The organism is Streptomyces sp. NPDC055955 (assembly GCF_042270245.1).
Classification (GTDB): domain Bacteria; phylum Actinomycetota; class Actinomycetes; order Streptomycetales; family Streptomycetaceae; genus Streptomyces.
In genome coordinates this window covers 88,746-107,629 of sequence record NZ_JBHJYS010000018.1, presented here as the reverse complement: position 1 = coordinate 107,629, position 18,884 = coordinate 88,746, and the positions used below count along the sequence as shown (strand labels likewise).

23 protein-coding genes are annotated in these 18,884 nt (G+C 67.6%); 4 read left to right on the top strand and 19 right to left on the bottom strand.

All coding sequences use genetic code 11. The features are described from left to right. Window positions 1-140: 140 nt before the first annotated feature. The 4 genes from ACFC96_RS31060 to ACFC96_RS31045 are packed head-to-tail and all read right to left on the bottom strand — an operon-like array spanning window position 141 to window position 3,356. On the bottom strand, window positions 141-1,403 hold the full coding sequence (locus tag ACFC96_RS31060) for a DUF3631 domain-containing protein (RefSeq protein ID WP_376615238.1): 1,263 nt from the start codon (window positions 1,401-1,403) through the stop codon (window positions 141-143). Continuing rightward, window positions 1,400-1,777 carry a hypothetical protein gene (locus tag ACFC96_RS31055; RefSeq protein ID WP_376615236.1) on the bottom strand — a complete coding sequence of 126 codons (378 nt, stop codon included), beginning with the start codon at window positions 1,775-1,777 and terminating at the stop codon, window positions 1,400-1,402. The genes ACFC96_RS31060 and ACFC96_RS31055 overlap by 4 nt, the downstream gene beginning before the upstream one ends. Continuing rightward, the gene (locus ACFC96_RS31050; protein ID WP_376615234.1) at window positions 1,774-2,667 is read right to left on the bottom strand and encodes a bifunctional DNA primase/polymerase; all 894 of its coding nucleotides are present in this window, start codon (window positions 2,665-2,667) and stop codon (window positions 1,774-1,776) included. Before ACFC96_RS31050 ends, ACFC96_RS31055 begins: the two co-directional genes overlap by 4 nt. Continuing rightward, on the bottom strand, window positions 2,664-3,356 hold the full coding sequence (locus ACFC96_RS31045; RefSeq protein ID WP_376615232.1) for an SAM-dependent methyltransferase: 693 nt from the start codon (window positions 3,354-3,356) through the stop codon (window positions 2,664-2,666). The genes ACFC96_RS31050 and ACFC96_RS31045 overlap by 4 nt, the downstream gene beginning before the upstream one ends. Before the next feature lie 102 nt (window positions 3,357-3,458). On the opposite strand from ACFC96_RS31045, the gene ACFC96_RS31040 reads away from it, so the two are divergent. Together ACFC96_RS31040 and ACFC96_RS31035 are read left to right on the top strand one after the other, a co-directional pair. After that, complete coding sequence (locus tag ACFC96_RS31040; RefSeq protein WP_376615230.1) at window positions 3,459-4,397, top strand: HNH endonuclease; 939 nt, start codon at window positions 3,459-3,461, stop codon at window positions 4,395-4,397. Window positions 4,398-4,420: 23 nt separating this feature from the next. Beyond that, window positions 4,421-4,984 (top strand): hypothetical protein, encoded by a 564-nt coding sequence (locus ACFC96_RS31035; protein WP_376615228.1) that lies wholly within the window; start codon window positions 4,421-4,423, stop codon window positions 4,982-4,984. A 116-nt stretch (window positions 4,985-5,100) separates the two neighbouring features. Here the strand turns inward: ACFC96_RS31035 and ssb are convergent, their stop codons facing one another. The 12 genes from ssb to ACFC96_RS30975 form a co-directional block, all read right to left on the bottom strand. Beyond that, window positions 5,101-5,565, bottom strand: coding sequence for a single-stranded DNA-binding protein (gene ssb, locus ACFC96_RS31030; protein WP_376615226.1), 465 nt, complete (start codon window positions 5,563-5,565; stop codon window positions 5,101-5,103). Continuing rightward, complete coding sequence (locus ACFC96_RS31025; RefSeq protein ID WP_376615225.1) at window positions 5,565-5,795, bottom strand: hypothetical protein; 231 nt, start codon at window positions 5,793-5,795, stop codon at window positions 5,565-5,567. Before ACFC96_RS31025 ends, ssb begins: the two co-directional genes overlap by 1 nt. Before the next feature lie 15 nt (window positions 5,796-5,810). Next, complete coding sequence (locus ACFC96_RS31020) at window positions 5,811-6,323, bottom strand: hypothetical protein (protein ID WP_376615223.1); 513 nt, start codon at window positions 6,321-6,323, stop codon at window positions 5,811-5,813. A 13-nt stretch (window positions 6,324-6,336) separates the two neighbouring features. Continuing rightward, window positions 6,337-6,843 (bottom strand): hypothetical protein, encoded by a 507-nt coding sequence (locus ACFC96_RS31015; RefSeq protein WP_376615221.1) that lies wholly within the window; start codon window positions 6,841-6,843, stop codon window positions 6,337-6,339. 24 nt (window positions 6,844-6,867) lie between these two features. Continuing rightward, entirely contained in the window at window positions 6,868-7,059 is a 192-nt protein-coding gene (locus tag ACFC96_RS31010; protein WP_376569229.1) for a hypothetical protein, read from the bottom strand. A 206-nt stretch (window positions 7,060-7,265) separates the two neighbouring features. After that, window positions 7,266-9,356 carry a hypothetical protein gene (locus tag ACFC96_RS31005; protein ID WP_376615219.1) on the bottom strand — a complete coding sequence of 697 codons (2,091 nt, stop codon included), beginning with the start codon at window positions 9,354-9,356 and terminating at the stop codon, window positions 7,266-7,268. A 1-nt stretch (window position 9,357) separates the two neighbouring features. Continuing rightward, window positions 9,358-10,971, bottom strand: coding sequence for a hypothetical protein (locus ACFC96_RS31000; RefSeq protein ID WP_376615217.1), 1,614 nt, complete (start codon window positions 10,969-10,971; stop codon window positions 9,358-9,360). Between the two features lie 94 nt (window positions 10,972-11,065). After that, the gene (locus ACFC96_RS30995; RefSeq protein ID WP_376615215.1) at window positions 11,066-11,380 is read right to left on the bottom strand and encodes a hypothetical protein; all 315 of its coding nucleotides are present in this window, start codon (window positions 11,378-11,380) and stop codon (window positions 11,066-11,068) included. A 26-nt stretch (window positions 11,381-11,406) separates the two neighbouring features. Next, the gene (locus ACFC96_RS30990; RefSeq protein WP_376615213.1) at window positions 11,407-11,745 is read right to left on the bottom strand and encodes an RRQRL motif-containing zinc-binding protein; all 339 of its coding nucleotides are present in this window, start codon (window positions 11,743-11,745) and stop codon (window positions 11,407-11,409) included. Further along, window positions 11,745-12,752 (bottom strand): DUF2637 domain-containing protein, encoded by a 1,008-nt coding sequence (locus ACFC96_RS30985; RefSeq protein ID WP_376615211.1) that lies wholly within the window; start codon window positions 12,750-12,752, stop codon window positions 11,745-11,747. The genes ACFC96_RS30990 and ACFC96_RS30985 overlap by 1 nt, the downstream gene beginning before the upstream one ends. Then, complete coding sequence (locus ACFC96_RS30980; protein ID WP_376615209.1) at window positions 12,749-13,273, bottom strand: hypothetical protein; 525 nt, start codon at window positions 13,271-13,273, stop codon at window positions 12,749-12,751. Before ACFC96_RS30980 ends, ACFC96_RS30985 begins: the two co-directional genes overlap by 4 nt. Then, window positions 13,270-13,536, bottom strand: a complete 267-nt coding sequence (locus ACFC96_RS30975) for a DUF6284 family protein (protein ID WP_376615207.1) — start codon at window positions 13,534-13,536, stop codon at window positions 13,270-13,272. The genes ACFC96_RS30980 and ACFC96_RS30975 overlap by 4 nt, the downstream gene beginning before the upstream one ends. Before the next feature lie 814 nt (window positions 13,537-14,350). Between ACFC96_RS30975 and ACFC96_RS30970 the strand changes: the two genes are divergently transcribed. Together ACFC96_RS30970 and ACFC96_RS30965 are read left to right on the top strand one after the other, a co-directional pair. Beyond that, complete coding sequence (locus ACFC96_RS30970; RefSeq protein WP_376615205.1) at window positions 14,351-15,118, top strand: helix-turn-helix domain-containing protein; 768 nt, start codon at window positions 14,351-14,353, stop codon at window positions 15,116-15,118. After that, entirely contained in the window at window positions 15,118-15,591 is a 474-nt protein-coding gene (locus ACFC96_RS30965) for an NUDIX domain-containing protein (protein ID WP_376615203.1), read from the top strand. The genes ACFC96_RS30970 and ACFC96_RS30965 overlap by 1 nt, the downstream gene beginning before the upstream one ends. Here ACFC96_RS30965 and ACFC96_RS30960 read toward each other — a convergent pair. The 3 genes from ACFC96_RS30960 to ACFC96_RS30950 form a co-directional block, all read right to left on the bottom strand. Then, window positions 15,579-16,148 carry an HD domain-containing protein gene (locus ACFC96_RS30960; protein WP_376615202.1) on the bottom strand — a complete coding sequence of 190 codons (570 nt, stop codon included), beginning with the start codon at window positions 16,146-16,148 and terminating at the stop codon, window positions 15,579-15,581. The genes ACFC96_RS30965 and ACFC96_RS30960 overlap by 13 nt on opposite strands. 11 nt (window positions 16,149-16,159) lie before the next feature. After that, window positions 16,160-16,606, bottom strand: coding sequence for a GntR family transcriptional regulator (locus ACFC96_RS30955; protein WP_376615200.1), 447 nt, complete (start codon window positions 16,604-16,606; stop codon window positions 16,160-16,162). 116 nt (window positions 16,607-16,722) lie between these two features. Further along, window positions 16,723-18,672 carry a hypothetical protein gene (locus ACFC96_RS30950; RefSeq protein ID WP_376615198.1) on the bottom strand — a complete coding sequence of 650 codons (1,950 nt, stop codon included), beginning with the start codon at window positions 18,670-18,672 and terminating at the stop codon, window positions 16,723-16,725. Between the last annotated feature and the right edge of the window lie 212 nt (window positions 18,673-18,884).

Here is an 18,884-nt window from a genome sequence, read left to right as displayed (position 1 = left end):
CGACCGCCTCTGGGGAATCCGCAACATCCGCCACGCCGCAACATTGCAGGTCAGCGGCTTGGATTTGTGGCGGATAGCGGTTGTGTGGCGGATAGGTGCCGCCACACCGGGGTGGCGGCACCTATCAACGGGGTCGGAGGTCAGCCCGCGAGATGGAGCGGGAACGTGGCAGCTTCCGGGGTCGTGTGGCGGTTTTCATCCGCCACAGGCGCGCTATCCGCCACAGATTCACCCCCTGTGAGCTGCGGTGTTGCGGCGTGGCGGATGTTGCGGATTTCAGGGGGCGGGGGGCAGTAACGCTCCCAGGCATCGGTGAGGTCTTCCGCGTAGTAGCCCTTGGGGGTGCTGCTGCCCATCCGGATGCCTCGGGGGCGGATGGGCTTGTTGTTCGCAGTCATGTACTGGCCGAGGAACTTGGACAGGGCCCGGGATGTGAGGGGCTTGCCGTCGTCGTTGATGTCGCCCCAGGGCGCGTCGTCGAGGCCGAGGAGGACTTCGAGGATGGCGGCGGTGGGCATGCGGTCGGCGCCGCAGAACACGCGGTCGCGCAGGTCTGTCAGCAGCCGGACACCAAGGGAGGCGTCGTCGTCCATGCAGGCGGACCGGATGAGCTCGACGCAGGCGGCGCGGGCGCGCTCGGGCCAGTGCCCGCCGGCCGCGTCGGCGACCGCGAGCAGCGGTTCCCACACGTCGGCGGGTCGGTCGGTGACGCCCTCGGGCATCTCCGGCCACGCGTCGGTGACCTGGTTGTGCACGGTGGCGGCCCAGTCGGCGAGCCGGTCGCGCAGGGCGTGGCCCTGCTTCTCGTGGCTGCGGCGCCGGTAGGGCTCGCACGTCTCGTTGGGGGCGCGTTTGCGCATGCGGATGATGACGGAGCGGGTCAGGATCGTGTCGGGCAGCGAGCCGAGTCCGGCCATGGCGACTGCGCAGAACGAGGAGAACCACTCGGGGGCCTGGTTGGCGCCGTCGCCGACGCAGCGCAGCATCTTGCCGCCACGCCGGTAGCCGGAGTTGAGGAACCCGCGGACGGGTTCGTTGTCCCCGGCCTTGGGGCCGAAGACGGTGTCGATCTCGTCGAACAGCAGCGTAGGCCGCCCCTCGGGCAGTTCCACCAGCCGGAACAGCGCGTTGGGCGAGGCGTTGACGGTCGTCGCGGCGCGCGGGGTGAGGGTCTCGACGATCTCCAGTGCGCGGGACTTGCCCGAGCCGGGTTCCGGGGAGAGGAACGCGATGCGGGCGGTGCCGTCGAACGCGTCGATCAGGTGAGCGTGCGCGTCCCACAGAGCGACGGCGACATAGGCGTGTTCGGTGGGAAAGACGTTGAAGCGGCGGTGGAACGCTTCGACCTCGTCGAGCAGCGCGGCGCCGTCGATGGACTCGGTGGGCGTATTGGGGCTGGTCATGCGGCGTTCCTCCCTTCCTGAGTGGTGGTGCGCAGCGGGCACGCGGTGCGGTGGTAGTCGTGGGCGGCGATGAGGTCGAGCACGTCCGCTCGGCCGCGGGCGCTCAGGTTCCGGCCGCAGGCGCAGGTCGACGTCGCGGTCGGCGGGCGGCGGTGGGGGGTCTGCACGGTCAGCCACGCGATCGGGCCGTAGCCGGGTGCGGTGCTGGCTTCGTCCTCGGTGAGGACGGTGCAGGGAAGAGCTGAAAGGACGCCTTCGGCGTCGTCCTTCGGCCGCACCATCGCCAGGGCCGCAGGAGCTTTGGTGGCGTGCTCACGGCCGGTCGTGGCCTGGTGAGGCAATCCAGGGGAGGAAGCGGGGGTGGGGCTGGTCATGTCGCCTCCCTGGGGGTGGCGTGGGTGAGGATCCAGTCCATGGCGCTGCGGATCGTGGTGGTGCACTCGGCGACGGACAGTCCCGTTGACTCCCCCGCCGCCTGGATTGCTTCCTCCACGGTGGAGCGGCTGATGTTCCCCCAGGCGACGAACCGGGCCACCTTGCACGCGCTCTTGTGCAGGGTGTTGTTCCGGGAGTGGTCGCCCGCAGCCCGGATCACGGCGCACTCACGATCCAGCGCGACCTGAGCGGCCTTGGTGCCGTCGCGGACCGGTGTCATGACCGTGTGCGGGGCGGGCTTGGGCCGCTCGGAGAGCTGTTCAGAGAGCCAGACGGGCAGTGGGGCGACGGGGGATTCGTCGGTGACGGTGTAGGCGCCGTGGGGGGTGGTGCTGCCGGGGGCGACGACGTAGCCGCCCCAGCCGCGGGTGTCGATGTGGTGCCCCAGGCGGCCCGCGCTCGAGTGCAGCCGCGTCCCGGCGGGTTGGGTGAAGTACAGGTGCTGTCCTCCGGTGGGGGTCCGCACCTGGTAGGTGGGCGGGAGGGTCTGGCCGGCGCGCTCGCAGAGCGCAGAAAGACTTTCGACGCCGTCAGGCGTTCCTTCTTGCTCTTCCGGCTTCCGCACGTCCAGGTCGACGACCAGCAGCCCAGAGGGGCCGGTCGCGATCCCGATGTTGTACGCCTGGACGGTCCAGGCGGCGGTGACCAGGTCGGGGTCGGTGGTGGCGCGCTGTTCGGGCTTGCGGTGACCGTTAGTGCAGCGGCCGGTGCCGGGGCAGAGCCGTTCCGCGTGGCCGGCGGGCCGCTTGTCGCCGGGACGCAGCGGGAAGACGTGCCAGCCGCGGCGGACCGGTTCCAGCGCCGAAGCGAGCAGGGCAAGGCTGGTCATGCCGCCACCCCCAGCCGTGTGCGCAGGTGAGCGTGGGCGGCGTGGCCGATGAACTGGGTGTAGGCGGGCGGGATGCACTCGCGGATGCCGTCGCGGTTCATCCACGGCACCTCGAGGATGTCTCGCGCGGCCTGGACGCCGGAGAAGTTGCCGACGTACTGCCCGTACCAGCCGGGCGGAACGGGGCGGCCCATCTTGGCCTGCGGCACCGTGTGGACCGGGTGCTCGGGCGGAGTGAGAGTGAATCCGCCGCCGGTCTCGAAGAACCGGTGCCGGTACGTCTTGAGCCCGAACATCGTCCCGCACAGCATCACCGGGTTACGCAGCTTGGCGGCAGCGCCGCGGACGTTCTCCATCACCCATGGCCGCCCCGTCGCGTTCAGAGCCTCACGGGTCGGGGCGATCAGGTCGGGGTGGGCATTGCCGCGGATGCGCTGGCAGTCGGTGTCGTGCTGGCAGGGCGGTGAGGTGTGGATGAAGTCAAAGCCGGCGCCGAACTCGCGGATGAACTCGATCGCGTCGGCCTGATGGAAGGCGAGCGGGTAACGGGGCTGGGCGTCCTTGTCGACGCCGGTCACCTCGAACCCGGCCCGGTGGTAGCCCATGCCTGCGCCGCCCTGGCAGCAGAAGTCATCGAGCAGGCACGGGCGTTGGCTGGCCCGGTGCCGGATGTCAGTGGGTTGGGTCATGCTTGGCCTCTCCAGTTCTGTCAGTGAGCTGGGGTGAGGGGCAGCCGCGGTCTTTGGCGAGAGAGCGGCTGCCCCGGCTTGTGGTGAGTTGAAGGGGGCGCAATGACGACGGCCTGGCTGGTGCTGGCGGTGGGCGATGCACGGCAGTACGGCGGGAACGACGGATACGACGACAACCCGAGTGAGCACTACAGCTGGGACAGCACAGTTCCCAACCACAGCCGCTTGACTGTGGGGGACGTGATCGCGCTGTGGGACAAGAGGGAACTGATCGGCATCTCGGTCATCCACGGCATCGACACCGGCACAGCAGACAAGACCGTCTACTTCTGTCCGGCGTGCAAGAAGGCTGACTTCAAGCGGCGGTCCCGGATGACTCCCGCCTGCCGCTGCAACCAGTGCAGCGCGACCTTCGACACGCCAGGTCACAAGGTGAAGACAGTCACGACCTACCGGTCCCGACATGGGCGGACCTGGATCGACGGACGGGGCCTGCTGACCGGTGCGGAACTGCGGGCCCTGTGTGACTCGCCGAACTCACAGCTGAGCATGCGCCCGGCCCGCTGGGAGAAGGTCCGCGATGCACTGATGGCGACCAGGCAGGCGGACGCTGTGTCCGGCCTGGTCGGCCAGAAGCACAAGCGGGTGCCCATCCCCGGCGGCCACCGGTTCGCGAAAGTCCGGGCCCGCGTGGGGCAGACGGCCTTCCGGGCAGTGCTGCTGCGCGAGCAGGGCGAGCAGTGCGCCATCAGCGGCCCGGCCCCTGCCGATGTGCTCGAGGCAGCGCACTTGTACAGCTACGCCGAATCAGGGGAACACCACGACTTCGGCGGACTGCTTCTTCGCCGGGACTTGCACCGACTGTTCGACAAGGGCCGTATTGCTGTCAATCCGGAAACAGGCCTCCTGGATGCAGGCCCTGAACTGGACGCCTATCCCGCCTACGCGGAACTCCACGGCAAGCCGCTCGCTTTGGACCTGCGTCCAGAGCACCGGGTATGGCTGGCAGCGCACTGGAACACGCACCGGGCCAATTCCTAGCCTTCAAGCGAGAGGGGGATGCCGTGGGAAGCGCTGCCATCGCGCTGGTTGCAGCAGTCGTAGGTGTTGCCGGGACCCTACTCGCGCCGGTCCTGGCCCACAGATCCGGGGCACGAGCTCAGAAGGCGGAGTTCGAGCGCCAGCAGCAGGCAGCCCACGCGCAGTGGGCACGCGAACAGCAGCAGTCAGAACTTGCCGTGCGCCGCACCTGCTACATCGAGACGAACGCGGCCTACCGCCGCTACCGCACTCAGCAGATGAACTACTTGTGGCACGTGCATCGCGGCGAGGTCACCGAGGCAGGAAAGGACGAACTGGAGGCAGCACGCATGGCTCACCACGCCGCCTTCGCCGAAGCCCAGATGGTCGCCTCACCTGCTGTGCTCGCTCAGCTCGATGACGTAGCCAAGGCGCTGTCCGAGGGATACCGCAGGACCAAGTGCCTGGAAGAAGGCAACCCGGATCCGGGCGACACATTCGAAGTGATCGAGGCCTATCTTCATTGGATCTGGGAGCGGTGGGAGGAGATGCGCGCCGTCATGCGCGCAGACCTCGGGCTGACCAACTCCCCAGCAGGGCCTCTGTAGCTGGTCCAGGCGATGGCCTGGCGGCACACTACGGATACCGGCGTCCACTCAGAGGTGCCGGCTGGCAAGGGCGGCCCCAGTTCTTTGGCGAGATGCGGGGGCCGCCCTTGGCGTAGCTAGAAGGGGGGTTCGTCGCTCTCTGGCTTGCTGGCCGGTGCGGCGCTGCCGGGGGTGTTCCACGCGTCGTCACCGGCCGCGGGGGCGGACTGTGTGGGGCGCTTGGCGTTGATGGTGACGGTGGTGAACCGGACGCTCGCGCCGATTTCGTCGACCTCCATGACGAGCATCGAGCGGTTCTCGCCCTGGTCGGTCTTCCAGTCGTGCTGCCGGATCCGCCCGTGGGCGACGACCCGAGCCCCCTTGGTCAGGGAGTCCGCGGCGTGCTCGGCGAGCTGTCGCCACGCGGCGCAGCGGAAGAACGTCGCGTTGCCGTCCTTCCACTGACCCGAGTCCTTGTCGTAGGTGCGCGGGGTCGCGGCGATGGTGAACTTGGCGAGCGCGGCGCCGCCCTCGGTGAACTTGAGTTCCGGGTCGGCGGTCAGGTTGCCGATGACGGTGATCGGGGTCTCTCCGAACGACATCAGGACTCCTTCTTGGGTGCATCGCTGTGGAACCGGACGGTTCCGCGGTCGTGACCTTTGTGCAGGTGGCGCGGTGCGTCGGGGTGGTGGTCGTTCCAGTCCTCCGCGCACACCTTGTGCGCGGGCTCGCCGTCGTGGGAGCGCAGGGGGGTGGGCTTGCCGCACAGGGCGCAGGGACGGGGGCCGGTGTGGTCGCAGTGCTGTGCGCCGTGCCAGTCCAGAAGTGGCATGACCAGCACTCCCGCCTAGTACTGGTCGCGGGCGTCGTAGAAGTTGCAGTCGCAGTCGTCGGGGTGCGGGCAGTCGCAGCCGCAGGGATGCAGCGTGCCGATGCAGGAGCACTGGCACATGGCCTCTCCGCACGGTTCTTCCTCGGGCCCGTCTTCGGGGCCGGTGTAGGTGAGTGGGCTGGCCTCGCTGTGTGCGAGTTCCAGGCACTGGGCGAGCCCTCCGGCGCAGTCCATTGCCGTGCTCAAAAACTCCTGAACGAGGGCGACGTGCCGGGCCGGGTCCTCGCCGATGGCGGAGCCCAGGTGGTCGTTGGTGCCCAGGACATCGAGCGCGGTGCCGATCTGCTCCATGGCCTGCGGCAGCCGCTGGGCCAGGGTCTTCAGTGCCCCAACCGCGTCGTACGCCTCGTCCGGGTACGTCAGGCCGGGCTTGGTCGGGGAGTTGGGGAAGGTGAGGTGGTTGAACGCGCGGATGGCCTCGGCTGCCTGCCGGGGGAGCGTCGCAGCATCGGCGGTGGTGGTCGTCATGCGGCCTCCTTGGTCAGTTGTGCAGGTGGGTGTGTGAGCGGGCGAAGGCGCCCCGGGCGTGGGTGGTGACGTGGGTGTTCTTGGTGACTGGCCCGGTGTAGACGGCCTTGGAGACGCTGCGCCTGGCGCGGGAGATGGCGACGCCGATGGAGAGGGCGGCGAATGCGAGGCCGGTGAACAGGGCGCCCATGGCGATGACTCCGGTGACGCTCATGGAGGCGAATCCCTTCAGCACGAGCCAGGCACCGCAGCCGATGCCGGTGGTGCCGGCGCCGATGCCGAGGGAGGCGACCGCGACACCCGCAGCCCAGGTGGGCACGATGCGGCGGTCGTCCTGGTGGACAGGGGCGGCGTCCCCGAAGGGCGGGGCCGGGGTGTCGTCCTTGAAGTAGGTCGGTATCTGCCGCACCGGCGCTGCGGGGCGGTAGGCCTCATTGATGAGGCGTCGGACTTCGGCGTTGGCGGCGGCATCGCTCATCCGCGGCGACCACGCCCTTGGCAGTTGCTCGTTCTCGGTCACGGGTGGTCCTCCGGTCGGATGTGGTCAGGAGATGTTCTGGGCGGCGCCGATGAGGGCGCGCAGGACGGCGTGTATGGCGTCGGCGGCGCCGGTGTCGGCGGTGAAGAACCCGAAGAGGAACACCGCGGTCGCGGCGAGCGGGCCGACGATCCGGCCGCGCAGCAGGGCGAAGGTGAGGATGCCGAAGAGGGCGACGGCCGACAGGGTCACAAGCACGAATGGCCTCCCGGGACGGGGAGCGGGCGGCATCCGGTGGTGTGGATGCCGCCCGCGCTAGGTGACGGTGTGTGGTTGTAGTGGCTACTGGTTAGTGGCTACTGGCAAGCCGGATAACGCCTGTTGAAGGCCCCTGGTGGCCAGTAGAGGGATGTTCTAGTGGCAAGTTGGCAGTAGCCACTAGCCAGTAGCCGTCAGTGAGCGGCTCAGGCGTGATCGGGGTGGACGTAGACGGAGTGCGGCCCGTTGTCCTGATAGACCAGCTCCCCGCGCTCGGCGGCGTCCTTGAGGGCCTTGCGCACGGCCTGACGGCTGCGGCCGACCTTCTCCGCGACCGCGGACGGCTTCATGCCGGCGCGCCCCGCTTCCTTGATCGCGGCGATCGCGTCCGGGAGCCAGTCCGGCCCGTCCTCCCGGCCACCGGGGTCGCGCAGCGCGGACAGGTTCAGCCCGTTCGCGGGTGCGGCCGGCGGCGCGTCCGGGTCGGGCGCGGTGGCGAACTGGGCATCGATCTCCTCGCGGAAGCGGCGCATCAGGTCATCGTCCGCACTCGGCTTTGCGGCCTGGTCCACGCGGTGGGCAGACAGGTTCAGCCCGCTCCCCGAGATCGAAGCCGGCTGCTCGGTGCCGGTCTCCGGTCCGAGGTCGCGCATCCACGCGGTGCGCTCCGCGTCCCACCGCCGTGCGTAGTCGGCGCCTGCTGCGTTCGCTGACACGGCGTCCAGGCGAGGGTGCCGGTCGGACGTGGCGACGGTGATGTCGCGGATCTGGGAGGGCTTGATCCGCCATGCCTTGAACAGCGCCCCGGGGGACTCGAGGGTGCCCATGAACCCGGCGCCCTTGAACGGAGCTTGGTCCACGCGCAGCCCGCGGCGTCCGGGGAACATCTTGGACAGGTCCATGCCCTCGGTCTCGCCGCCGGTCAGGGCCACGCGGATCTTGGCCTCGCGGCGGATGATCAGATTGCCCAGCACGCTGCCGGTCGCGCCGAGGGCGGTGATGACCGTGCGACCGCCCATGGCGCGCTGCATGCGGATGAACTCCAGGATGCGCTTGGCGAGTTCCTTCATCCGCCGGTCCGTCGAGACGAGGATTTCGGCGCCCTCGTCGATGACCAGCATGATCTGCGGAATGTCCGCGCTGACCGGGAGCAGGTCGGTGTCGTGCTTTGCCATCAAGCTCTGGTAGGCGCGCTTGCGGTGCAGACCGATGGCGATCGCAGCGTCCAGCAGTTTGAGGGCTTCCTCATACGTGCCGGCCAGCCAGTCGATGCCGGGCCGTACTGGCTTGCCGTTGTCCTGGGTCAGCTCACCGTTCAGCGCGGGAAGTACCCAGGGCAGGCCGGCGGATCCGGCGTTGAGGTCGATGACCCAGGTCAGCATGTCGGTGGTGCGGGAGAACCCGCCGAGGATGCCGTGGAGGAGGTTTGTCTTGCCCGAACCGGTGGGGCCGACGACCAGGGCGCACTGTTCGCGCACGTAGGCCAGTACCTCGTCGCCGTTGGTGCGAAAGCCCCACGGGATGCCGGTGTGGACGGACAGCGGGCCGTAATCATCGGGGTATTCGCGCAGCTCAGACAGGACATTGCGGCTGGTGACGTCCAGGATCGCGCGGCCCTGGTCGACGCCGGGGCCGAAGGACGCGGTGCAGCCGTGCGGCAGTTTCGCATCCGCCGACAGGGCGGGACCGTGCTGCGCGAGCCGGTCGTAGGTGATGCCGCCGGTCGGTTCGAGATCGAGGGAGTAGCCGTTGCCGGTCTCCCACATCTCCACCGCCAGCACCTTCACGGTGACACTGCAGATCCGCTGGATCCGCTCCACCCACGCGGCAGCGATCGCCCGCCGCTCCGCGCTCACCTCACGCGCGACCTGGCGCCGCTCCGCGGCCAGGGCCTCTTCCTCGCGGGCTTCCTCATACAGGGCGACGGAGCGGGCGCCGGCGCCCATCCCGACGCCGATCGTGGCGAGCGAGCCTAGGGCGGCCCAGGAGAGGGGGCCGGTGGTGATGGCCCAGGTGGTCCATCCGGCGCCGACCAGCCAGGAGGCGGCCTTGAAGGCGAGGGTGCGGCCCGCGTTGCGGACCTTGAGCCCGGCCACGGTGTGACCGAGGGCGCCTGCGCCGCCGACAGCCAGAGCCCAGGCTGGGGGCATGGACAGGGCGGCGCCGGTGGTGGCGATGGCCAGGGCTCCGGTGGTCGCGGACAGGGCGCCGGTCACGGGTCCGTGACCGGCGGTCCAGTCCAGCACCGGGCCACTGTCCGCCTGTTTCTTCTTGTTTGCGGCAGTGGTGGCACTCATGTCAGACGTTCCAGCCCTTCTCGGCCTCAGGGCCGTTGCGGGGGTCCTCGTGACGGGCGATGTCGTGCTCGTGGGCCTGGCGGAACAGCGGCCCCATGTCCTCGGCGACCGCGACCGCGCTCATCAGGGCGCCGAAGATGTCGCTGAAGCCGTCCGCCACCTCCTTCTCCAGCGGGAACTCCGAGTCGGCGCGCTCCGCGAGGGTCTTCATCACGTTCGCCACCGAGGTGAGCGCGGCGGGGAGGCTTTCGACCATGGTCAGGATCTCCATGGCGTCCTCGGGGTCATACGCCTGCGCGGCCTGCTCCATCTCCGCGGCGTGCTCTTCGAACCGGAACCCGGACACGTGCTCTCCTTCACTACTGGTCGATGTGTGATCGGTGCTGTTCGGGACGGGCCCGGCCGGGCGGTCCACCTGGTCCCCGAGCCCGTCCGTGACGTCCTTGGCGGCTTCCTGATCGGCCGCGTCCTCCGCGGCGGCCTGCTCCTCGCGGATCGCTTCGTCACGCTCGCTTCGCTGGTCACGGGCCGCGCTGGTCAGCCGCCGGTAGAGGCGCCGGCCGGGGTGGACCAGCCAGGGCAGGCCCAACTTCCGGCCCAACGGACTGGCCAGGAAACCGAGCAGACCGATCGGCAGGGCGAGCAGGGCGGCCAGGACGCGGCGCCCGTGGAAGCGGCCTGCAGAGCGACGCAGCGCCTTCCGCGCGGCCTGCCGGGCGGGCGCCTTACGCACGGCCGACCGCCCGCCGGCCACCTTCCGCGCGGTGGCCGCATCCCGGCGCGCCCGCTGCTTGGCAATGGCCGCCTGCCTGACCGCACGCGCCTTGCGGCCCGCGCCCCCGAGCATCCGGCCCGCCAGACCACCCGACCGCGCCCGCGCCTTGCCGGCACCGGGCTTGTTCGTGCCGGCCCTGGGCTTGTTGGGCTTCGGAGTGTTGCGGCGGGCATCAGCCACCGCACGGCGTGCGGCGGTGCCCTGCTGCCGCTTCTGCGCCCGTATGGCCCCGGCCTGCTTCTGCGCCCTACGCAGCGCCTTGACCTGCCCCGCCTTGGACAACGCCCCCGAAGCAGCGCTGCCGCCGCTCTTGAGACCGGCGGACTTGTTCAGGGAGACCGGCGCGCGCTGCTTGCCTGCCCCGGACTTGCCCTGACCGGCCCCGCCGCGCCCTGAACCGGCGCCCGGCCCGCGCCGCTTCTGACCGGGCACCTTGCCCGATCCGCTAGCTGTACGACCACCGCCTGAACTGGACTTGCGTCCGGCGGTGTTGAGTCCGCCAGCGTGCTGGCGGGCCGCTGTGCGGGCGGCGGCGCGTTGTGCGGCCTGCTTCGGGCGCGGGTTGCGGCTTCGGTAGGAGGCCACGGTGCCGAGGACCGCCATGCCGGTTGCGGCCACCGCTGCGGCGATCGGCCCGCCGACCAGCCCGGCCGCCGCGATCGTGGAGACGGTCGCATTCGCCCCGGACAGGGCCAGCGGAGCGACCGGCCAGCCGCCGGGCGCGTCCTCTACCTGGCTGTTCTTCTGCTCCGCCTTGTCCACAGCCTGTGCAGGGGCCGGGACGGGCGGGGTGTCGGTGGTGGCGGGGGCCACTACCGCTTCCGTACTGGTGTCGGTCATGCTGAAGGCACTCCTTCCGGAGTGAAAAGCAGGACCCGAACGAGCTCGTGAGAAGGTGCGTTCGGGTCCTGCGCTTGTGTGGGGAACGCGCTGTTCAGACGGCGTTGTGAGTGGGGTGCGCGGCGGCGATCTCCTGCCAGCGGCGGTTCTCCGCGGCGTCCACGTGCTGCACGCGGACTTGGAAGGTGCAGCCCTTGACCGTGCAGCGGTGCACCGCGCTGAAGTACGCGGCCTCCACCTGCGACAGGAGCCACAGCGCGGAGGAGAGGACTGCGAGCACGCACGGGGTGATCAGGGCGAACGGCACCCCGTAGGAGTGGAGGTGGCCGCCGATCAGGGTGGCGACGGCGAGCGCGACGACGATGAAGGCGGCGCTCAGGGTCCGGCGCACGCGAGGGCTCGGTTCCATGCAGAACTCCCAGTTCATGGGGGATTTCAGGCGGCGCGCTGTTCCTCGGGGGCGGCGCACGGGCCGCACATGCCGAGCGAGGTGGGGATGACGTATCCGGCGTCGCGCCGGCACTTGGGACAGATACGGCGGGCGACGTTGGCCTTGGCCAGGGCCGCCCACTTCGCCGGCGTCATCGGACGGACGGGAAGGGCCAGGTCGATCCGGTAGAGGTAAGCGACCAGCGGGCCCCGACGCCGCCGGGGCCGCTCAATCTGCAAGGCGACGTCCTGCCCGCCGGGCCTCAGCCCGAGGACGCGGAGTTGGCGGTAGGTGGCGTAGCCGTCCGGGGCCAGGCGCCACCGGTAGACGGGGAGCGTGGCCATCACTGGCTCGCGATGGCCAGCTCAGCCCCGCTGTCGCTGGGGTCGCGCTGCTCGGCGTAGCGGGAGGACACCCACCCGACCGACCAGCCGCACAGCTCCACAGCCTGCCGCACCGACAGCGCCACCTCGTAGGCCGCTGCCACGACCTGGCGGGCCTCATCCTCCTCGAGCTTGCCCTGCGCCGGTCCTCGCGCGAGGAGCGCGTCGCGTTCACGGGTCAGGCGCTCTTGGCGTTCACGCTGTTCACGAGCCGCCCGATCGGCACGCTCGCGCTGCTCGGCCTCGGCCCGCTGGCGGGCCTCGTGTTCAAGGCGTTCGCGTTCCTGTTCACGGTGTTCACGCTCGCGTTCACGGCGTTCACGGATCTCCCGCTCAGCCGCCTTGGCCCGCTCCCGCTCTTCGCGCTCCTCACGCCGCCGGCGCTCCTCCCGCTCGGTCTGTTCGCGGGCCAGCGAAGCTTCGTGGTCACGCTGTTCACGCAGCACGAGAGCGGCGTGCTCGCGCTCCTCCCGCGCGTCCGCACGGGCCTGCTCGGAACGCTCCCGGGCCTCCTGCTCGCGCTGTGCGCGCTCGGCCCTCCGCTCGGCTTCCAGCGCCGCTACGGCGGCGGCGATGGCCCGCCGGTAGGCGAGGCTGGTCTCCGCGGTAACGATCAGCAGCAGAGGCGCCACCGAGTGGACAGCCACGCCGACCAGGTCCTTTTTCAGTGCGGAGTCGGCGATGTTGAGCGCCCACGTCATCAGGCCGGTCATCCACCGCAGGACGATGGGCCAGTTCCCGCCGTGCCCGCCCAGGCGGGCCAGGACGTCGTCGAGCTTGACCACGATGACCACTGCGGCATCCACCACGAGCGGCAGGATTGGAGCCGTCCACGCCCACTGGGGGGCCGTGTGCTTGGCCATCAGCGGCGTGACGGTGAGGATCGAGTAGAGCATCGCCCCGCACACGATCAACCACGTGCCGCCCGACAACGCGCGCTCGGCTGAACGCGTCTGAACACTGTTCACGCCCCACCCCCGATCGGCTCCGGAGCGGGCATGAACGCCCGGCGGAACCCGTTCGAGGCGGCGTCGTAAATGAACGCCTCACAGCGCCACTGAACGTCAGCCGCCGGGCGTTCACTGGCGGGCCCCCACGCGTCCACGCCGTGCGTGGCCGTGTCGGCATAGGCGTCCTCGCGGTAGCGGTAGACGGTGTGGGGCTCGCCGTGGTGCAGCAGCACCGTGAGCGTCCGCCCCTCCAGCCGCTCGCTCTCCAGCTCCTGGCGGAGCCTGCGGATCTCGATGTCTGTGAGGAGGAGTTCCTTCTGCGCCGCGGCCAGTTCCTCCATCGCCCGCTTCAGGATGGCGGCCACCTCGGACGTTGTCGCCTCGGCCCGCTCGGCGCGGTCGGTGAGGGCGTACAGCTCGCGGATGTGCTCGCCGAACGCCTCGTTCGCGGACCCCGCGACCTCTCGCACCTGGTCGCGGGCCGTACGGGAGGCGCACTCAAGGCTTTCGAGGCGGGGCGTGGTGACGATGCGGATCATGCGGCGTCACCCTCTCGAACCTCGCTGAGCCGGTTGGTGACCTCGCACCGCGCTGCCAGCACCTTGTTCGCGGCCCGCCGCAGCCGACGCTCACCCAGCGGCGTCATCGGCCGGTCAAGCAGCGCGATCTGCACGTCCAGCAACTCCAGCTCCGCGTCAATCAGCGGCGCCTCCTGCTCGATGGCGTCCAGCTCCGCGTCCGTGGGCTCCATGAACGGAGCGAACGCCGTAACAGCGTCCTGAACAGTGACAATGTCCTTCATGGGTCGTGTCTCCCTAGCAGTAGGTACGGCCCGAACAGCGGCTCCCGGGGTGCATCCCGGGAGCCGCGCGCCGTAGAAGAGGGGAAGGCCGCGCTCAGGCGGGAGCCGCCAAGAGGGCGACAGCGCCCCGAGCCGGTTTCGATCCGGCGCCCTCGCGGCAACATGCCGGGGCTGCGGCGCAACGAGCGGCAGTTCAACGGCGGTTGAAGCCGGGGCAGCCGTTGACCATGTGGTCCACGCACTGAGGGCAGTCCCCTCGAAGCCCCCCGTGCACCTCGCGGTTATGGGCGTGGTTCCAGCACTGCGGGCACTCACCCTTCGGCGTGGGCTTGGCCACTTCAGCAGCCCTAGACGAACTTCCGAACAGCCCCATCACGGGCTCCTTCCTGTGTTCCGGCTCCCCTCAGCGCTGCTCGTACGAGACGAGCAGCGGAGGCAACCGTCCGCCGCACACGTGCGGAGGCAACGTTGAGAGTGCGCGGACCTAAGCCGCGCCGGCCGCCTTTACGTAGGAGGCGGCAACCTCGTAACCCTGTTCAGTTCTCAAACAACGAACGCTTCCTTCGAGGGAGCCCGCCTTCGCGGGGCCTCTCCGGGCGCTATGCGGTACATGTATTACGTGTTCCTCATCTTGCAGAGAGGAGTTCACCCCGTCAAGCCCTTCAGCTTTTTGGTCCCGCGAGCCCCTCGTGCTCGATGTACCTAAAGATTGGCGCCAGTGACGCCGACGCTCGACTCCGCAGCTGTACGGCTCGGGTCGTTCTTGGCTAGCGTGAAGTCGTACCAAGTCGTCCCAGCTAGACGGAGGTTGGACGTGGCCAACGAGCGACTGCGCGGCGCGATAGTGGACTTGGGCCTCACGCTCGATGAGGTCGGGGAACGCCTCGGGGTCGCACCCAAGACCGTCGAACGGTGGATCAACGAGCCCGAGCGCAAGCCATACCGCCGCTTCCAGCACGCAGCCGCATCGCTATTGAGGTGCGAGGTCTCCTACCTGTGGCCCGACGAACGCACATCCGCCGAGGTCACAGCTGCCGGCAACGCGGAGCTGGTCCGGCTCTATCCGCATCGGTCCGTCGTGATGCAAACCCTCTGGACGAGCCTCTACTCCAAAGCGACCCGCCAGTTTGACCTCTTGGTGTACTCCGGGTTCTGGCTCACGGAGGATGCGACGTTCCACCGCATCGTGAAAGAGAAGTCAGCCGACGGTGTGCCCATCCGCTTCATGCTGGGAGAACCGACGTCCCACGCCGTCGCCGTACGCGGCGAAGATGAAGGCATCGGCGCCACGATGGCGGGCAAGATCCGGAACGCCCTGGTCAACTACGGCCCCCTCTTCGGCCTCCCCGGCGTGGAGTTCCGACTGCACGGCACGACCCTCTACAACTCCATCTATCAAGCCGATGACGAGATGCTGGCGAACGGACATCTCTACGGCGTCGGCGCCTACATGGCGCCCGTCCTACATCTACGCCGGGTGCCTGGGGGCGAACTCTTCGACGCCTACGCTGAGAGCGTTGAGAAGGTCTGGGAGTCGGGCCGCCCGATCTCTTCGCCTGCCGACTGGGAGGGCACCCACTGATGAGCCGCATCGACTACTTCCGCGACCCAACCGCCCCCAGAGCCAATTCAGTAGTGCCCTCAGTGACGGCCGTGGTTCGGGACGATGCAGGCCGCTTGCTGCTCATCCACAAAACAGACAACGACCTGTGGGCACTACCCGGTGGCGGCCACGACATCGGGGAACGCATCGCTGACACCGCGGTCCGTGAGGTCCTGGAGGAGACCGGCATCGATGTAGAGGTGGACAGCATCGTTGGTCTGTATACCGATCCTCAACACGTTCTGGCCTACGACGACGGAGAGGTCCGCCAGCAATTCTCAATCTGCTTCCGTGCCCACCCCGTCGGCGGGTCCCTGCGCACGAGCAGCGAGTCGAAAGAGGTCCGCTGGGTCAACCCAGCGGACCTTGACGGGCTGGACATCCATCCTTCGATGATGCTGCGTATCCGGCACGGTCTGGACGCCTCGCGCCACGAGCCCTACATCGGCTGACCATCTGCCGAGGCCTGCACCAAGCGACCCTCGACACGCCTTGCTGCCGCATGGATCTCAGGGGCGGCTCGTTGGATGAATCTCCCGACGATCGTGCCTGGACCATATCGCTGCACGATCTCATCCAGCCGATCAGACGGGGTGGTCGGCGTCCCGTCCGGCGCTGTCGTCATATCGCAGAAGACCAGGGCGTCCACCAGTTCCGGACGCTCCAGCTCGAACTCGCCCTCCAGGGCCCCCCTGAGCCCGCGCTCCTCTGCTTCCAGCAGGGCGCACGAGTGGTGAGCCACCAGGGAAACAACGCGTTCGTTCGCCTGCTCCTGCTCTCGCAGGAAGCGTGCGCCGTCCAGCGGATGGAAGCCAGTTGCGGCGATGGCCGGCGAGTACCCGATGTCGTGCAATACCGCGGCCGCTTCCAACAGCTCTGCATCGTCACCGAGGATCGGGCTCAACGAACGAGCACGCTTGGCAACTCCGAGGGAGTGCGCCCATCGGCGCGGCAGCGGATCGGACAGCAGCGATTCGGAGAGCGAGTACGCCCACTCAGTCAGTCCCATGGCGGCCAAGGCTACGGCCGCAGGCTGGTTGACGGGAGAGCGCGAACGGTCCGGCCCTTGCCATGGACGGTGTCGAGCAACCCGGCTCCTTCCATCTGAGCGAGAGCACGACGTACTGCCGTCCGGGAAACTTCGAAGCGTTCACAAAGTTTCGCTTCAGACGGGTACGTGTCCCCGACGGCCAAGGAGTCCTCGGCAAGCACATCCACCATCCGCTCAACGAGGGTCCGCCGGTCACCACTACGGGCAACCCGCCAGCCGATCCCAGGCGCGGACTCCAGTACCCCCTCGCCTTCAAGGACCTTTAGAGCGCGACGGATTGTGTTCCTGGAGACGCCGTGTGAGCGCATGAGGTGGGCCTCCGACGGCAGAGCATCACCGGCCTCGCTCCCTTCGATCTCCCTCCGCAAGGCCTCCGAGATGACCAGGTATGTCCCACGTGGACTGGCATCGGCCACATCGGCTCCTCTCGCATAGCTCCGATTGCTCGCTGCCTAGGCTCCCACGGAGCCCGCAGCACACCGCAGGTCAGGGCGGCCCGCCCAACGGGTAAGCGAACTCACCTCTACGCCGTTCATTCCAACGCATCCGCATCCAGTGTCGGAAGTATCGCGACAGGACCGAGTTCAGTCCACCGCCGCCCCATATCTCGAAGGAGGCTCGCCAAGAACGTCTGCACCCTTTGGCGTGTGGGCTTAGATACCTCCCTGGCTATTTTTTCGAGGACAACCTGCGAGGCTGCCGCATCACCATCAATCTCCCCGATGACTTCATTCGCCAATTCTAACGCCAGGCAAATCAACTCGATGTGAGCTTGCAGTCGAGGCCACTTTTGCCTCATACCTCGCGAATTATCACGCTCCTCGGCTACATCCTCAAAGGCGTGCAAGGCATCATCCAACGCCATCCACGCTACAGCCCGCGACGCCTGCATCGGCTGCTCGACCGCCAACCGCACCGCAGCATTCGCAGGCAGGAACGTACTCAGTGGCATCTCATTGAATCGGACTCGAGCACTGCGCCAAACACGCCAGTTCTTTTCGAGGGGGCCCCGATCAACATCAGCCGCCATTATTTTGGAATCTCCGACTCGAACTTGGAACCTTTGCGCCTTGGGGAGTAGTTGAGACGCCACAGTTAGGGCCTGGAGCCCTGGGTTGATGGAATCAAGCTCCCAACTCTCCACGTGTACGGAGAAAATTCCGCGATCCATGGTGTGCATCAGAACCCTGAGACCGTTCGTCCCAAAAAGGTTAACAGCCATAGATAAATTCTGAGCCGGAACGCCAAGTGGAGGATCTTCCGAGTCCATAGCTGCATAAAGAGCATCGTCCGCGGCCCGGCAGTCAACTATCGCGCACTCGCAACCGCACATGAATTCATAGGCTCGCGTCATAGCTTCCTCTAGCTCTGAAACAGAGGTAGTCGCTTCACCTATGTGTATCTTCTCCAGGTCATCATCCCAAACGAAGTCCTCATGCGCTGCAGCATTCCGCGCCGCTGGCAGAATTGCTTGAGCAGCATCCACGAAAACGCGATTCCCGTCGGCAATCATCAGATCACGCAGGGAGCTAAGCTCGGGCATCCTCGCCCCCACGCGACCTCTGAGTTGCAGCAGCGTCCAAACCCAGGGTCGAAATTGACCTTCGACCAACCTTCGGTACAGATCAAGCGTTAACTCCGCCTTCTCTGCACGTGTCTCACTCGACTGCAAGGCCTTCTGTATCCGGACCGCACCCGCGTGGTTCGCTTTGCTCCTGTCGATCCGCATCTTGTACTCGCGGAGAACTTTCGCGGTCTCCACTGGACTCGCCGAGAAGCTGTTCTGTATCTGTTCCCTGGCAAACAAAAAGGTACGGAACAAAGTCAACGGCTGCGTTGCATGCACGAGCATCCATGACGGCGCAAGCGAATTTTGCAGGATTGGCGGAGTGTCCGTGAAGGATGACCAGATCTTTTCTACTCTGGATAGCAGTTCACCATACCGACCATAGAAGAGACCATAGAGGCGGGACGCCGAGAATATTCCATTAGCGTCAACTGCATCTTCCCTGTCGACACCAAACGCCCGTCGGCATGGCTCATCAGATTCGCCATCAACGTCAACATAGAGTCGCTCAATTTCTAATTTAAGCGATATCTCCGCGTCCACCAAACTCGCAGAAGACATCTCCCCGATGCAACTACTTATTGCGGCGCCCGCCAGCCTTCTCAGCTCTCCGAGTAGGCTGTCCACTCGCCCGGCAGCCGCCACGCATGCGGCAAGAACGCCTAAATCTGAAGAAATATCTTCTGCGCGCTCCACTAAGGTGAAACTCTTAAGGCGGACGCCCTTAGCATCACCGCTACCCACTGCTGTGGCTAGTTCGTCTATTTCGACTTGGAGAGGATTTTCGTGGCGCGAAAATCCAGCATGCGCCAGACCGTTCAGCCAAGCCTCATGGCTGACGGGGACAGTGGAGCGCAGAACCGCTGGACTGTACGACGCCAGTCGCTCACGCGCTGGTTGAACGAGACGCTGCAACGCCTGATGCGGTAGCACCATTCCGGCCCCCGGGTTGTCACTAGCTACAGCGGCTATGGCCGCCACTCATCGTGATGGTAAATCCACTACGTGCAGCACAGACAGCGTTTTCCTCGCAAGGGTTCGTTGGCTACCCCGTCCACCCGGGCCCCTCAGCGCACAGTGGCCAGCTCCTCCTACCTCACGACACCGTGCCGCGCTCCCGAGTGAGG